This window comes from Bacillus pretiosus, from assembly GCF_052947655.1.
Genome location: NZ_CM129593.1, coordinates 1,109,974 through 1,125,007, shown reverse-complemented (window position 1 = coordinate 1,125,007; position 15,034 = coordinate 1,109,974). Strand labels below are relative to the sequence as shown.

Below are 15,034 nucleotides of genomic sequence, written 5' to 3'. Positions count from 1 at the left end.
TGGCAAATTCCTCAGTAACTGAAATTATATCGACGATTTTCTGAATATATCGATTGTAACTCGCATTTTATCAGCGATTTTTCAAATATATCAACCACAACTCGATTTTTATCAGTGATTTTTCGAATATATCGACTTACCGATAAAAACTGACAAATAAAAAAGATGGGGATTTTTCCCCATCCTCTTAAACTTCCTCTTCTTTCACAAAATATACTTTCTCGTATGCTGGTTTTAATCGAGATTCTTGAGTTTTATCAATCTCTTTAAAACAAGGATTCCCTTGTTTTTTTCTACGATCTTCATATTCAGTACGCAATTTCGCTGTACGATTTAGTTGATTTTCAAAACTGCTTTTTGATATTTCTAATTTCACAGCAAATCCATTTATAAATCTAACAATAACATTTCCATCTTTTGACTCTTTATTACTTTCAATATAAAAATGAGACAACCAAGCACACTCTTTTCTAGAGTATGAATAAGTGGGAAAAAAATAAAGTTGATCTGTCGGACTAATCGCAATCGGTGCTTTATGTGTAATATGAGTTAACTCTTTCGTTCCTTCTTTTCTGCCTAAGAAACTAGAGCCATGCTTGCGGCAACTTCTTTCTATAATATCTAGGGGCTTTTGAAATACGAAAAAAGAATCTTCCATCTCAACAACTCGTGTAACGATTTTCTTTTCACTTAGAATAACAGGAAGTAAGGCCATTGTATTTTTATTTACCACATAGTTTTCGACATAGCGTTCTACTTTACTTTCCATATTCTACTGTCTCCTTTTTTCTATTTATATTAGCAGCTGCATATATAATTCTAGCACCTATGAAAAGGAAATGGCTTACAGATTCCGCTTTTTTACAATACTTTATCATTTATCAAACATCTTTTAAATTATAAAATAACAATATAGTGTTTTCGTAATAAAAACCTATATAAAATGTATTTATACTACCAATAAATATTTACAACTGCTTCCTCATTTCGCATCATTACGACAATTAACTTTGCTATAATTAAAAGTAAAATCCAATAAATGGAGGTCCACTATGGAAGAAAAAGAAATGCAACCAACGATTCAAATGAAAAATAGCAGCATTGTGATCGTGAAAAACTCATCCAGCATTATATTCGGCTTATTTTTCATTCTACTATTCTTTGCAAAGCCTTTTCGTAAATCGAAATGCTCTGAATGTAAGAAACGCGAAAAGAAAAAGATTGGAAAAGAAGAGTAAAAGGCCTTCCATTTTGGAAAGCCTTTTACTCTTCTTCGTCCTCAAAAAAACGACTATTTTTTCTTATTCATCTAAAGCGAGCGAATGAGATTTCTTCAATCGTATTGTGTAGATCTTCTTTATTCCCGCTACGAACATCGAGTATGACTTCATTTGTATACTTTTCCCCCAAATATAATCATTATGCTCGTATATTACAACAAAAAAAGGATGGCAGCAGCCATCCTTTTCCATAATGAACTATAAAATTATAGTTTGATTACGTTTTTAGCTTGAGGTCCACGGTTACCATCTTCGATTTCGAAGCTAACTTTTTGACCTTCTTCTAGAGATTTGAAACCTTCAGTTTCGATTGCAGAGAAATGTACGAATACATCGTTTTCGCCTGGAACTTCGATGAAACCGAATCCTTTTTCGTTGTTAAACCATTTTACTTGTCCTGTTACTGCCATAATTATTTCCTCCTAAAGAAAACACAATTTATTTTAGTCTTCCTGTATAAAAAAAGAATCCACACATTATCAAACACGAAACATAAACTAGTTCTCACATACTTTTTCTCGTTCGTTTTTCGGCACTTGATAATATATGGATTGCTTAATTTAACTATTCAACTGACTTCATCATAGCATACTTAAAATGAAATGTACAATCTTTTTTGAAAATAACTGACAAATTAAATTGATTGTACATTCGTAAATAATTGATTTTAGTATGTGCGGATTTCACTATAAAGTGAACACATACATCATTTGAATACGATTACATCCCTTGTTCTGAAGTGTTACAATATAATCGTACAGTCGTTATATTGGAGGGGATTATATGTCAAACTACATCAACGAAGAAAAGCTTACAGGGGGAAATGTATCAAATGTGTATCGTTCTGAAAATACTGTTCGGCGAGAATTAAAGCCAGGCAGTGCAAAAATTCATACATTATTACAGCACTTAGAAAACAAAGGGTTTCATCATGCTCCAAAGTTTTTAGGTGTAGATGAAAAAGATAGAGAGATTTTATCCTTTATTGAAGGAGACGCTGGGAATTATCCTTTAAAAGAATATATGCGATCTAATGATGTTTTAAAGGAAATAGCAAAGATGCTCCGCCTTTATCATGATGCGGTAAGTGACTTTCCCTTATCAGATGAATGGCAACCGATGGATCTTACTCCAAATGACATTGAGGTTATTTGCCATAACGATTTTGCTATATATAACATTATTTTTCATGACGAGAAACCAGTAGGTATTATTGATTTCGATGTTGCTGCTCCTGGTCCGAGAATTTGGGATATCGCTTATACGCTTTATACTTGTGTACCTTTAAGTAGAGTGTATTATACAGAATCGGGTGAGGCAGTTCATTATGAATCGGCACAACATGCTAGCCGTATGAAAGAAAGAGTGAAATTGTTTGTCCAGTCCTACGGTAAACATATGGACGAAGATTACTTAGGAATAGTGTTACTACGATTAGAAGCATTATGTACATATGTGAAAAGAAAAGCACAAGAAGGCGACTTGAATTTCCAAAAAATGATTGATGAAGGACATTTAGAGCATTATGAGAAAGATATGAAGTTTATTCGCGATCATAGAGCTGAGTGGATTTGATAATATCGTCTTTTTTGTTAGTAAATCGATATATGTGAAAAATCGTTCCGAAAATAACAAGGAGCACCCTTCAAAAAGGTGCCCCTTCCTTTTATTTCGTAAACTGTGCTTCTTCTGTAGATCCTTTTAGCGCTGTCGTTGATGAAGTACCGCCTGTAATAATTTGAGCTACTTCATCAAAGTAACCTGTTCCTACTTCGCGTTGGTGACGAGTTGCAGAGTAGCCGTGTTTTTCTGCTGCGAATTCTGCTTGTTGTAGTTCAGAGTATGCTGCCATGCCGCGCTCTTTATAGCCACGTGCCAATTCAAACATGCCGTAGTTTAATGAGTGGAATCCCGCTAGTGTTACGAACTGGAACTTATAACCGTAAGATGCGATTTCTTTTTGGAAGCTTGCAATTGTTTTTTCATCTAATTTTTGTTTCCAGTTAAATGAAGGTGAACAGTTATATGCAAGCAATTTCCCAGGATGCTCTTTATGAATTGCATCCGCAAATCGTTTTGCATCTTCTAAATTTGGTTCAGATGTTTCGCACCAAACGAGATCTGCATAAGGAGCGTATGCTAAACCACGTGCAATTGCTTGATCAAGACCTGCTTTCGTACGGTAAAATCCTTCTGGAGTTCTTTCACCTGTAATAAATGCTTTATCAACCGGATCGATATCGCTCGTAATTAAATCTGCTGCATCCGCATCTGTTCTTGCAACAATAATTGTCGGCACTCCCATTACGTCTGCTGCAAGGCGTGCCGAGATTAAATTACGCACCGCTGTTTGCGTTGGTAGTAATACTTTTCCGCCTAAATGGCCGCATTTTTTCTCTGAAGATAATTGATCTTCAAAGTGCACACCTGATGCACCCGCTTCAATCATACCTTTCATCAGTTCAAATACGTTTAATTGTCCGCCAAATCCTGCTTCTGCATCTGCTACAATCGGTACGAAATAATCTGTATCATCGCTTCCTTCCATATGCTGAATTTGATCCGCACGTTGAAGTGTTTGATTAATTCGTTTCACTACAGCAGGTACGCTGTTCGCTGGATATAAACTTTGGTCTGGATACATATGTCCAGAAAGGTTCGCATCCGCAGCGACTTGCCATCCACTTAAATAAATTGCTTTTAACCCAGCTTTCACTTGTTGCATTGCTTGGTTTCCTGTTAATGCGCCAAGTGCGTTAATATAATCTTCCGTATGAAGCGATGACCAAAGCTTTTCAGCACCGCGGCGCGCTAATGTATGTTCAATATCAATTGACCCGCGCAAGCGAAGTACATCTTCTGCCGAATATGGACGTGTAATCCCTTTCCAGCGCTTATCTAGTTCCCAGCTCTCTTGTAATTTCTCAATTCTTTCGTTTTTCATTTGTTCCATCCCCTTTTCACTTTATAAAATTTCATAACCCGGTAATGTTAAAAATGGTACGAATTCATCATTCCGAACGAGAGTTGTAAACAACGTTGTCGCCTCTTGGAATCTCCCTTTTTTAAAGGCTTCTTTACCAATCTCTCTTTCTATTTTTGCTAGTTCTTCTTCTTTTAGCTCTTCCATCAATTCAAGCGTAATATTACGACCGTCATTTAGCTTTCCACCTTCATGGCGAATCCATTGCCATACTTGTGCCCTAGAAATTTCCGCTGTTGCCGCATCTTCCATTAAGTTATAAATGGGTGCTGCTCCTCGTCCGCTTAACCAAGATGCAATATATTGAATACCTACGCTAATATTTAGGCGAAGTCCATTTTCTGTAATCGTTCCCACTGGTACTTCTAATAAATCCTTTTCTGTAACATGTATTTCTTCGCGTTTTCTAAAAATTTGATTCGGTGTTTTCATAATGTGATTAAATACTTCCATCGCGACTGGTACAAGTCCCGGGTGGGCAACCCAAGTCCCGTCATGCCCGTCTAAAGCCTCGCGCTCTTTATCTGCACGCACTTTTTCAAAAGCTGCTTCATTCGCTTCTGGATTGTTTTTAATTGGAATTTGTGCCGCCATTCCTCCAATAGCTGGTGCATTACGACGGTGACACGTTTGAATGACTTTCAAAGAATACGCGCGCATAAACGGCGCCGTCATCGTGACTTGCGCTCTATCTGGAAGTAAAAATTCATTATGATTACGGAAACTCTTTAGAAAACTGAAAATATAATCCCATCTTCCGCAATTTAACCCAGCAGAATGGTCTTTAAGCTCATACAAAATTTCATCCATTTCAAACGAAGCGTGAATCGTTTCCAATAACACCGTTGCTTTGATCGTTCCGTTTGGAATACCGATATATTTTTGAGCAAATACGAAAACATCATTCCATAACCTTGCTTCTAAATGACTTTCCATTTTCGGTAAGTAAAAGTATGGACCGCTTCCTTTTGCCAGAAGAGCTTTCGCATTATGGAAAAAATAAAGTCCGAAATCCACTAAGCTACCAGACATATTCTTTCCGTCAACTTGCATATGTTTTTCTTCTAAATGCCATCCTCTTGGACGCACAATCAATACTGCTGTTTTACTATTTAAACGATATTCTTTTCCGTTTTCATTTTTATGTGAAATCGTTCCCTGCACTGCATCTCGTAAGTTTATTTGACCTTCAATCGCATTTTCCCAAGTTGGTGAATTCGAATCTTCAAAATCCGCCATAAAAAGATGTGCTCCTGAATTTAAAGCGTTAATAACCATCTTCCTATCTACTGGGCCAGTAATCTCTACGCGGCGATCCTCTAAATCTTTTGGCAATTTAGCAATTGTCCAATCCGCTTCACGTATGAGCTTTGTTTCTTCTAAAAACTTCGGAAACTCTCCTGCATCAATTTTCTTTTGTTTTTCCACACGTTTTTGTAAAAGTTCTGTGCGGCGTTCATTGAAATTTTCATGTAGTTCCTTTAAAAAACTAAGCGCCTCAGGTGTCAATATTTCGTTGTACGCTGGTAACATTTCTCCGGGCAATGTAACCCGTGAAGTTTGCGTCGACATATTAGCATCCCCTTCTTAAACTGTTTTATAACAGATTTGATTTTATGTTTTATATTATATAACAAATCTTCAGAAAAGGAAGTTTTTTTTGAAAATTTAATTGCTTTTTTTACAAAACTGTATTCTTCCACCGGCATTACATATAAAAAAAGGAGCCAGTGTTATACAACACCAGCTCCTTCTTTATTATTTATTTAAACATTGAATTAAATAAGAACTGAGCATATTGTTCACGTGTTACTTTCATGTTCGGAGCGAAGTTACCCTTTCCATCTCCTACTGAAATACCATTTGAACCTACTGCATTAATCGCATTTTCTGCCCAATGTCCCTTTGGTACATCTTTAAATTTTGCTGTTCCTTGTACTTGTAATCCAAATGCTCTTGTAAGAACTTGCGCCATTTCTGCACGTGTTAACGTAGCTTTTGGTCTGAAGTTCCCATTCTCGTCACCTGTAAAGATACCTAATTCTGTTACTGCTAAAACTTCAAAAGGAAACATCGTTGAGTTATCATCAACAATATCATTATATGGGCTTTCTAATACCTCATCTTCACCAAATTCTTCATCAAGATCTAGTGCGCGATAAATTAAAGCGGCTACTTGTTCACGATTTACGTTATGTCCAAAACCGAACACACCATTTCCGTAACCAAGCATAATTTCATGTTCTGCTAAAGTTTGAATTGCTTTATAAGACCAATGTCCTGCTGGTACATCTTTAAAGATTGCCTGACTTGCTTGTTGTGGCTTTGCAGCTAATTCAGCTTTTGCTGTAGTCCCCTCAGCACTAAATGCTACTCCACCCATAATTGTTAAAGCTGTTGCTACTTTTAAAATTTTTTTCTTCAAAGTATTCTCTCCCTAAAAACATATTTTTTTCTAATATAAAGAATTAACGAAAGCGTAACAATACAATTCCCATGTGATTTTTGTCTAATTTATGAACTATATTTCATATACTTTTATTTACACTCTATTAATAATAAAGTTACTAAATCTCATATTTAAGCAAGAAAAAGTTACTTTATTCAATCTCTTCTTATCCACTAAATTCCAACAACTAAATTATGAATAGAAAATTTATAGACTTATAAATAATATAAAACAATAAAAAAGCGTGGAATTCCCACGCTTTTTTATTACTTTATATTATATTGACATAATTTAAATGTCCTTATATTTTAACTTTCATTCATAATCCTCATCTTTTACAGGAAAATAAAAAACAGCTTTATTTAAAAACGTTGCATATTGCTCACGTGTTACAACTTTATTCGGTTCAAATTCCCCATTTCCTGTTCCTACTATGACATGATTAGACTGCAGTGCACTGATCGCATTTTTTGCCCAGTGATTATTTGGTACATCTTTAAATGTATGGTTCTTCTTCACCTCAAATGTAAATGCCTTCGTAAGAATTTGCGCCATTTCTGCACGTGTTACAGGTGCGGCTGGTCTAAAGTTTCCTTTTTCATCACCTTCAAAAATACCATGCTTTGTTAATACTAAAATTTCATCTAAAAACATTGTTGCCCTCTCAGAAATATCTTTGTATGGATTTTTTAAAGGTCCTTCTTTTTTCAAATTCAATGTACGATAAAGTACTGCTGCTACTTGTTCTCGTGTTACATTATCTCCTACACCAAACTTACCATTTCCATAGCCTAACATTACTTTATTGTATACTACGTCCATTATATCGTCATATGCCCAGTGGTTTACTGGAACATCATCAAAAACAATCATTTCTGGATATTCTTCTGCTTTTACGTTTGTAACATTTGTACTTACAAACAAGCCGCCCATAATAGTTACCGTTGCCATTATACGTAACATGTTCTTCTTCATTGCCCTCTCCCCTTTATCTCCATTTAAAAAACGGAAAATAATAGACTGAAATCCTTTCCAATATTACATATGTTGCCTTCGCACCCGTTATGCAATATATTACATTTAAAAAATCTATTATTGTGAGAATCACTACTAAAGGAGAGCCAATTCGCTCTCGATTTCAACTTTTATACCCAATTGTACGCAAATCAATTTTCTTCCCTGTATTCATGTAAAGGTGTTTCTATAATATAAATATTCTACTTTTTTTAAAAGAAATCCTTCACATTTTAAGAGTTCATTTTCTAGACAAAAAATGCAATTATATCGACTTAACTACAACATACGACAATATTAACCTATCTATTAATAAAAGCTCATAATGAGCGGAAGATACCGCTTCCACAAATTATGAGCTTTCTCTTTATCTATTCCATTTTCCCTGGAGAATTATCAATTGCTCGTTGTAAAAACTTCGCAAATTGCCCACGTGTAACGAGCATTTCAGGCTCGAACTTGCCATCTCCCGTTCCTACCGCTACATTATTAGACTGTAATGCGCTAATTGCATCTCTTGCCCAATGGTTTTCTCGTATATCTGTAAATGTATGCGGACGCTTTGTTTTCAACTCATATGCTTTCGTTAAAATTTGTGCTAATTCTGCACGAGTCAGTGTATCTTTCGGACGGAAATTTCCATTTTCGTCTCCTTTAAAAATACCAATATTCGTTAAATGTAAAATTTCGTAAGGAAACATTGTTGATTTCCCACTAATATCTCCATATGGATTTTCATTAAACACACTTCTTTTTAAATGAAGTGCACGATGTAATACTGCCGCCGCCTGTTCACGTGTTATATTATCTTCTACACCAAACTTACCATTTCCATATCCATACATAATTCGATGATATACTAAATTCGTAATTTCATCATATGCCCAATGACCTGTTGTTACATCATCAAACTCTATCATAATATTAGGACCAGATTTTTGGGGAACATCAGTATTTGCAGACACACCATTTGCACTTACAAATATTCCTCCCATTAAAGTTAACGATGTCGCTATCTTTACTAGCTTTTTCATCTCTCTCATCTACCTTTTATATTGTACAAAAAATAAGGGAATTTTCAATAGAATACACCTAATTATTTACAATTAAGAATACAAACTTTCTTTTACCGCTATTTTTTCGTCCTTTGTTTTTCGAAAAGTAAATGCCATTCCTACAAATATAAGAACAATCCCTACTACTTGCATACTAGTTGGTCTAAATCCGGTAAAGACTGTATCTAATAGGATTGCAACAGCAGGATCTAAAAACACTAATACAGAAATTAATCTCGTCGATAAACCTCTTAAACTGTCAAAAAATAAGTAATATACAAATCCCGTATGTATAAGACCTGTCGCTGTGATCATCATCCAGTTCATCTCTGTTAACCCTTGAAACTTGCCAAAGTCTACGAATGGTAGCAATAAAAATATACCTAAAAATGTTTGTAAAAATGTCATCGCATATGCGCTCGTATGCTGAATTCCTTTTCCTAATAAAGTGGTAAAAGCATAAAATAATGCTGCAAGAAGTGCCCATACCATTCCAGATGACATCAGTTTTTCAAACGATAGACTTCCATCTACTCCAGCTACTAAAACTGTACCGATAAAACAAATGACAATGGACATAACCGCAAACACTGTAAGTCTCTCTTTAAATACAATACTACCAATCATTAATACGATAATGGGTGCAAGATGATAAACTGAAATCGCAATTGTAATCGACATAACTTCAAACGCTTTAAATAAAAATACCCAGTTAAAAACGAGAAATACACCGCATGCTAATATTTGCATTACTTCTTTTTTATTCCATTTCTCACTTTTATACTGTCCTGTTACGAGCCAACATAATGCTAAAAATATAGTCGCACAAATGCAACGAACGAATACTAATTCAAAAGACGGTAAACCTGTTTGAGTAGAAAAAAATCCAATTGATCCAAAAATAGACATCGAAAGGATCATTTTTATAGCCGGCATTGATTTTTTATTGAACACCCTTTCTCTCCTCCTATAAACTATCTTTTACAAATGAAAAATCTCCAAAACATTACGTATTATTATATATTACAATCGGAAAATTGTAAAAAATTAGAATATATTAAGTGATAACTGCACAAAATTCCCATAAAAAAATCATCCTTTGTTATATAGGATGATTTTTTTTATTTATTGAATGGAATTTTTCTATATTAAAACTTAAATATACTACTACTTTTGAAGAGTAAATTGGGCAACTATTTGTTTTAATCCTCCTGCTGCATTATGCATATGTTCAATTGAAACCGAGATCTCTTGAACAGATTTTTCTTGCTGTTGAATAGACTCTTTTACCCTATCAGTGCGGTCAGATGATCTTTGGGATATTTGAGCCATGTCTTCTGCAGAAGCCGAAATCTCTTCACTACTCGCTGCAATTTCATCTGTAGACATAGATACCGTTTGAATTTGCTCAGATACTTGCTGTACTTTTTCTGTAATTTTTCCAAATACTTTTTCTGTATGCATTACTACTTGTGTACCTGCCTGTACCTCATTATCTACTTTCCCCATCATATGTACCGTATGGTTCGTTGTTCCCATAACTTGAGTAATAAGCTTCTCAATTTGTTTTGCAGAATCACTAGATTGTTCTGCTAATTTTCTTACTTCATCTGCCACAATTGCAAATCCTCTACCACTTTCCCCAGCACGGGCAGCCTCAATTGCGGCGTTTAATGCTAATAAGTTAATTTGAGAGGTAATACCTTGCATAACATCAATGATTTTAACAATTTCTTCTGATTGTTCTTTCATAGTCTCTACTTGTTTCACACCGTTATGTACTGAATTTTGGATTGTATCCATCTGTTGAATCATTTGTTTCATTAATTTGTTACCACTCTCTGCATCTAATGCTGATTGAGCAGACAATTCATTTACAGAGGATGATGTATTCACTATACTCTGCATTCCTTGTGTCAACTCTTCCATCGCACCCGCAGTTTGCTCCATTGCCTGCATTTGGCCCTCTGCGCCATTTGCAACTTCTTCAATATCTATAGTGATTTTCTTCGCTGCACCACTAGATACTTCCGATGCAGATACTACTCCGTCTGCATGTTGGAATAAAAGCTGAATATTATTCTCTACTTCTTGCATATTTGTTCTTAGCCCTGCAATCATTTCGTTAAAATCACTTACTAATACACCTAATTCATCCTTAGCATTATACTCACCATGTACAGTTAAATCTCCTTCTTTTGCTCTTTCCATCATACGACTAACCGTTTGTAAAGGTGCAACTATAAGCTTGCTAATAATATAACTTACTATACATATAATGACTGTAGTAACTATTACAAGAATGATAAAAGTAATAACGGACCGATCTATCATTTTTTGAGAATCTTTAAATACTTGGTCAGCTAAATTTGAAACATACGCTTCTAGATCTACAGCATAACTAGCTAACTCTACTCCCTTCGGTTTTAATTCCTTATGAAATTCGTTTACTATTTGAGATTCATTTGTTACCTTCGCTTTATCAAACAACTTCTTATATGTCTCCATATAACTTGGCAAAGATTCCTTCATCTTCTGAAACAGCTCATCCTCTTGCTTACTTAAATTGAAGCCATCATCATATTCTTTTAATAAAGAATCATATTTTTCAAGATCCTTTTCAATATTACCAATAATCCCCTCTTTATTTGTCCCCTCATTTGGTGACGCTGTAATTAATTCTAGTAAGTTATACTCTAGTGAATTTTGTGTACGAAGCATTCCTTCTAATAAAACTACAGAATGTTGATAATCATCTACTACAACCTCTGTATCATGCTTAATCTTATTAATAGAATTAATTGCTACGCAGCTCATAATTACCATGCTCAATACTGCTAATGAAATAAGCGATAATAATTTATATTTCACTTTTAAATTTTTTAAAAAATACATTTTTTCACCTTTATTCCTTTATATATAGATTTTTAGAATTTTATAGCTTATTATTCACAAAATCGCAATAAAAAGCAATGATAAATATTCCCAATATAAAACTTATATCTCTAAAAAAGAAGTAGCATAATCGCTACTTCTTTTTGCTTTGTTTCTCATATTGTTCAAACGTATGAATTCTTTCGAAAATTGGTGGATGTGTGTATAAGAAAAACTTCACTAACGCAGGCGGATTCACTTGGCTTAAACTCGTCTTTGATAAATATTGAAACGTTTTTACACCAGATTTCCCGTCTTTCGTCATATCTAAAGCGTATTGATCTGCTGCTCGTTCTTCTATACGAGAAACATAGTTTGTTGCTGGCTGTGATGCAAAAGAGAGTACAGAAGAAATTAAGAAAAATAAAGGTAAAATTGAAAAACATGCTACTTTTGAAATTTGCAGCGTATCTCCCCATTTTCGAATACACATATTTATAATACGACTAATGAGATACATCCCTATAAACGATAGCAACACATAACTCGCAACGCCCCAATATATATGTTTCATAACATAATGCCCTATTTCATGGGCCATTATAAATAAAATCTCTTTATCTTTTAATTGCTTAAGTGTTGTATCCCACATTACAATACGAGCGTTAGGGCCAATTCCTGTTACATATGCATTTAATGCATTCGTTTTTTCCGACATATTTACTTCATATACATGTTTAGCTGGAATATCAGCTTTTTCTGCTATCGCTAAAATTTTCGTTTCTAATTCTTTATTTTTCAGCGTCGAGAAGTCATTATAAAGCGGATCAATAACGACCGGCTGTATAAATGTTAAAAAGATTGTAAATGGAACAGAGAGTGCCCATCCCGCTAGCCACCATCTCTTCGGGAATTTACGGATAAGCCATAACAGAACAGTAACTACGATTAACATAGTCGCATAACTTTCCCAAAAACCGATAACATGATCTTTTATCCAGCTTTGTGTACTTTGCGTTGAAATGCCGTAATCAACGGATACTTTTCGGCTAATCCATTGCATCGGCAGGGCTAGAACTGTTGTGAGTAGTGATAAATAAAAGAAATAAATCGCAACTTGCAGGACACTTATTTTCGTCGTTTCCTTCGACCATTTCTCAAACTTTCTTGAAACACCGAGCACAAGTACAAATAATAAAATAATCCATTCCAGAGGCGTCGCTAAAAAATACAGTAAATTTTTCACGCGCGAATAATCTTGGCTTAGCGTAAGCTCTCTCGCATTCATAAACGTTTCTGGATCTGCACTCGTTCCTTTATACATATCCGGAATCAGTTCATGATTCCATCCAAATAAATACCAATATATAAGCAACGCAAACCCAACGTACAAAAAAAGCGACCACCCAATAACCTTCCTCACGCTATTCCCTCCTCTATGCTGCCTGTCTATTATTATTGTAAGTTCGTACATGCTAAATTAGAACAAGCTTATTATGCGAATTGCTCGCGAGCCTTTTATTTACATAAAAAAACTCTTCTACAAATAGAAGAGTTTTACCTACCTTTAGACACTTTCTTCGGTTCATACTCTGGGATAAGAAATATACTTACAACCCAACATATGAAACCAGCCCCTTTTATATAGCGTATATATTCATAGTCTTGAAAAAATAACGTCGTTACAATAAGCGTAAAAAAACCTACTAAAATTAGTACGTATCCTATTTGCTTCTTACATAACATAACGCGCCCCCTTAAGGAAGTATATCCATTAATAAACTAAAATCTTGTAAAGAAAAAGAACTATATTTCATAATACCTTGCACAGCTAATAGTAAAATGAGACCGGTCACACACATATAATTAATGCTTTCTTCACTCTTTTTTTCAGCAACTATTCCACCGCTTATACATAATATTCCTAGCAAATGGAGTGCTAAATACATAAAGAAATAAGCTTCCTCCCAGCGAAGAATAACATTGACTGTCGTGATCAGCACTATACTAAGCAAAATCAAATAAAAAAACTTATTTGATGATATTGTTTCATTCATATAATTTTATACATCCCTTTCAAATTTAGAATTAATGATGTTTCAAAGCTATAAAGTAAATGATAGTTTTCATACTATAAAACAAAAGGAAAGCCCCCATTACTTTCTCGAATACTTTATAAACCCACATATACTTCTCTTCATTTTTTCTGAAGATACACTTCATCATCGCTTCTACAATAAGACCAAATAGTATTAAAACCCCTAACACAATAAGAAGAGAAATAATATTTTCTTTTAAAAGAGTACTAGAAAATAAGTAATACTCTAGAAACACGATCGTATCTACTACAGGTTGCACCTAATGACACACGCTTTTATCACAAATATCTGTAAGAAACGTAGATTCTATCATGTCTTTCAATATTTTTTCAACCGTTTTCTTCATCTTACTTATCCCCCACTACGTTTGAAAAACTCTTTTCCTGCTCTACATATATAGCTGGCATTTCTTTATTCCAATATTTGCGGTTAACAAATAAAAAGATGAGTACTAAGTTTAATCCCGTTATAAAAATAAGAAGCCCTGGAAAGAACGTCGTATAATTTGAGAAATCTGCAAAACTCATTATCTCTTCTTTATTTATTAGAAAAGAAGCACCGATTACAAATGCATTGTTTAACATGTGAATAGCAATTGGCATGAGTAAGCTATTTGTACGAATATATACGATTGATAGTACAACGCTAAATACTACTGCGCCTAGGAAATCAACATGTAACAACGCAAACAACATCGCTACTACAATGATTGCTATACTCGTTCCCCATTTTGCTGCGAAACGTTGCAGTAAAAATCCGCGAAAAACAAATTCACCGATAATTGGTGCGATGAACACGACCATAATAATTTGATATACATATCCCCCTGTGCTATCAATAACCGGTTCACGTAATGCGTTCATAATAAATTCCGGTGTAATCCATGCAAAACTATACATGTACAAAATAAGATATCCATAACTAAACACGGCTAACATAAGTGCAATGTATAAAACTTGCACCAGGTTAAATGTTTCATTTTTATTAATAAATAATGAAAAGGAAACACGGTGTTTTCTATACTCAAAAAAAATCCATGTAATCGGAAAGATATAGAATATAAGAATATTTATAAAAGTAGAATTTTGCATATGAAATGTATTTTCTATCAATTCATTACTGACTCTTGCAACTAAAGTTAATAGTGCAAATACAATTAAAAAATACCTAACTCGCATCGTTTGAAACGGATTCACACTCATCTCCTCCCCTATGTTACTTTTATCATATCATTTGATTCTTAATTTTTTGAGAAAGAAAACCTTAAAATTTCCTTAAAA

General features: G+C 34.4%; 15 protein-coding genes and 2 pseudogenes. 2 read left to right on the top strand and 15 right to left on the bottom strand.

The features are described from left to right. Positions 1-187: 187 nt before the first annotated feature. Positions 188-769, bottom strand: coding sequence for a competence protein ComK (locus ACU8YW_RS05850; RefSeq protein ID WP_060489289.1), 582 nt, complete (start codon positions 767-769; stop codon positions 188-190). Positions 770-1,052: 283 nt separating this feature from the next. Here ACU8YW_RS05850 and ACU8YW_RS05845 point away from each other — a divergent pair, with 283 nt between their 5' ends. Further along, the gene (locus tag ACU8YW_RS05845; RefSeq protein ID WP_000391440.1) at positions 1,053-1,238 is read left to right on the top strand and encodes a hypothetical protein; all 186 of its coding nucleotides are present in this window, start codon (positions 1,053-1,055) and stop codon (positions 1,236-1,238) included. A gap of 248 nt (positions 1,239-1,486) precedes the next feature. Here ACU8YW_RS05845 and cspA read toward each other — a convergent pair whose 3' ends face one another. Next, positions 1,487-1,690 (bottom strand): RNA chaperone/antiterminator CspA, encoded by a 204-nt coding sequence (cspA, locus tag ACU8YW_RS05840; protein ID WP_000301521.1) that lies wholly within the window; start codon positions 1,688-1,690, stop codon positions 1,487-1,489. A 373-nt stretch (positions 1,691-2,063) separates the two neighbouring features. Between cspA and ACU8YW_RS05835 the strand changes: the two genes are divergently transcribed. Continuing rightward, positions 2,064-2,855, top strand: coding sequence for a phosphotransferase (locus ACU8YW_RS05835; RefSeq protein WP_426933921.1), 792 nt, complete (start codon positions 2,064-2,066; stop codon positions 2,853-2,855). A gap of 91 nt (positions 2,856-2,946) precedes the next feature. Here the strand turns inward: ACU8YW_RS05835 and aceA are convergent, their stop codons facing one another. From aceA to ACU8YW_RS05770, 13 genes and pseudogenes are all read right to left on the bottom strand, one after another. Next, on the bottom strand, positions 2,947-4,224 hold the full coding sequence (gene aceA, locus ACU8YW_RS05830; RefSeq protein ID WP_106383163.1) for an isocitrate lyase: 1,278 nt from the start codon (positions 4,222-4,224) through the stop codon (positions 2,947-2,949). Positions 4,225-4,245: 21 nt separating this feature from the next. Next, positions 4,246-5,835: a malate synthase A gene (gene aceB, locus ACU8YW_RS05825; RefSeq protein ID WP_088062431.1), complete on the bottom strand. Its 1,590-nt coding sequence runs from the start codon at positions 5,833-5,835 to the stop codon at positions 4,246-4,248. 190 nt (positions 5,836-6,025) lie between these two features. Further along, entirely contained in the window at positions 6,026-6,688 is a 663-nt protein-coding gene (locus tag ACU8YW_RS05820; RefSeq protein ID WP_088062430.1) for an S-layer homology domain-containing protein, read from the bottom strand. 339 nt (positions 6,689-7,027) lie between these two features. Then, positions 7,028-7,687 carry an S-layer homology domain-containing protein gene (locus ACU8YW_RS05815; protein ID WP_087984704.1) on the bottom strand — a complete coding sequence of 220 codons (660 nt, stop codon included), beginning with the start codon at positions 7,685-7,687 and terminating at the stop codon, positions 7,028-7,030. A 410-nt stretch (positions 7,688-8,097) separates the two neighbouring features. Beyond that, positions 8,098-8,769 carry an S-layer homology domain-containing protein gene (locus tag ACU8YW_RS05810; protein WP_088608389.1) on the bottom strand — a complete coding sequence of 224 codons (672 nt, stop codon included), beginning with the start codon at positions 8,767-8,769 and terminating at the stop codon, positions 8,098-8,100. A gap of 63 nt (positions 8,770-8,832) precedes the next feature. Next, the gene (locus ACU8YW_RS05805; RefSeq protein WP_088062426.1) at positions 8,833-9,735 is read right to left on the bottom strand and encodes a DMT family transporter; all 903 of its coding nucleotides are present in this window, start codon (positions 9,733-9,735) and stop codon (positions 8,833-8,835) included. 213 nt (positions 9,736-9,948) lie between these two features. After that, positions 9,949-10,740 carry a methyl-accepting chemotaxis protein gene (locus ACU8YW_RS05800; RefSeq protein ID WP_412677804.1) on the bottom strand — a complete coding sequence of 264 codons (792 nt, stop codon included), beginning with the start codon at positions 10,738-10,740 and terminating at the stop codon, positions 9,949-9,951. Positions 10,741-10,896: 156 nt separating this feature from the next. Beyond that, positions 10,897-11,676, bottom strand: a pseudogene (locus ACU8YW_RS05795) (MCP four helix bundle domain-containing protein); the annotation flags it as partial. 133 nt (positions 11,677-11,809) lie between these two features. Further along, the gene (locus ACU8YW_RS05790; protein ID WP_137011507.1) at positions 11,810-13,078 is read right to left on the bottom strand and encodes a M48 family metallopeptidase; all 1,269 of its coding nucleotides are present in this window, start codon (positions 13,076-13,078) and stop codon (positions 11,810-11,812) included. A 134-nt stretch (positions 13,079-13,212) separates the two neighbouring features. Then, the gene (locus ACU8YW_RS05785; protein WP_088062422.1) at positions 13,213-13,401 is read right to left on the bottom strand and encodes a hypothetical protein; all 189 of its coding nucleotides are present in this window, start codon (positions 13,399-13,401) and stop codon (positions 13,213-13,215) included. A gap of 11 nt (positions 13,402-13,412) precedes the next feature. Then, on the bottom strand, positions 13,413-13,712 hold the full coding sequence (locus tag ACU8YW_RS05780; RefSeq protein WP_088062420.1) for a hypothetical protein: 300 nt from the start codon (positions 13,710-13,712) through the stop codon (positions 13,413-13,415). Positions 13,713-13,743: 31 nt separating this feature from the next. Beyond that, a pseudogene (locus ACU8YW_RS05775) lies at positions 13,744-14,100 on the bottom strand (hypothetical protein). A gap of 1 nt (position 14,101) precedes the next feature. Beyond that, positions 14,102-14,956 (bottom strand): CPBP family intramembrane glutamic endopeptidase, encoded by an 855-nt coding sequence (locus tag ACU8YW_RS05770; protein ID WP_088062419.1) that lies wholly within the window; start codon positions 14,954-14,956, stop codon positions 14,102-14,104. Positions 14,957-15,034: the final 78 nt, after the last annotated feature.

What these genes read in the sequence shown, in the direction of transcription:
- ACU8YW_RS05835 (WP_426933921.1), top strand. Translation starts at nt 2,064, where the DNA reads ATGTCAAACTACATCAACGAAGAAAAGCTTACAGGGGGAAATGTATCA.
- ACU8YW_RS05850 (WP_060489289.1), bottom strand. Translation starts at nt 769, where the DNA reads ATGGAAAGTAAAGTAGAACGCTATGTCGAAAACTATGTGGTAAATAAA.
- ACU8YW_RS05785 (WP_088062422.1), bottom strand. Translation starts at nt 13,401, where the DNA reads ATGTTATGTAAGAAGCAAATAGGATACGTACTAATTTTAGTAGGTTTT.
- ACU8YW_RS05800 (WP_412677804.1), bottom strand. Translation starts at nt 10,740, where the DNA reads ATGCAGGCAATGGAGCAAACTGCGGGTGCGATGGAAGAGTTGACACAA.
- ACU8YW_RS05770 (WP_088062419.1), bottom strand. Translation starts at nt 14,956, where the DNA reads ATGAGTGTGAATCCGTTTCAAACGATGCGAGTTAGGTATTTTTTAATT.
- aceA (WP_106383163.1), bottom strand. Translation starts at nt 4,224, where the DNA reads ATGAAAAACGAAAGAATTGAGAAATTACAAGAGAGCTGGGAACTAGAT.
- ACU8YW_RS05780 (WP_088062420.1), bottom strand. Translation starts at nt 13,712, where the DNA reads ATGAATGAAACAATATCATCAAATAAGTTTTTTTATTTGATTTTGCTT.
- ACU8YW_RS05845 (WP_000391440.1), top strand. Translation starts at nt 1,053, where the DNA reads ATGGAAGAAAAAGAAATGCAACCAACGATTCAAATGAAAAATAGCAGC.
- aceB (WP_088062431.1), bottom strand. Translation starts at nt 5,835, where the DNA reads ATGTCGACGCAAACTTCACGGGTTACATTGCCCGGAGAAATGTTACCA.
- cspA (WP_000301521.1), bottom strand. Translation starts at nt 1,690, where the DNA reads ATGGCAGTAACAGGACAAGTAAAATGGTTTAACAACGAAAAAGGATTC.
- ACU8YW_RS05815 (WP_087984704.1), bottom strand. Translation starts at nt 7,687, where the DNA reads ATGAAGAAGAACATGTTACGTATAATGGCAACGGTAACTATTATGGGC.
- ACU8YW_RS05810 (WP_088608389.1), bottom strand. Translation starts at nt 8,769, where the DNA reads ATGAGAGAGATGAAAAAGCTAGTAAAGATAGCGACATCGTTAACTTTA.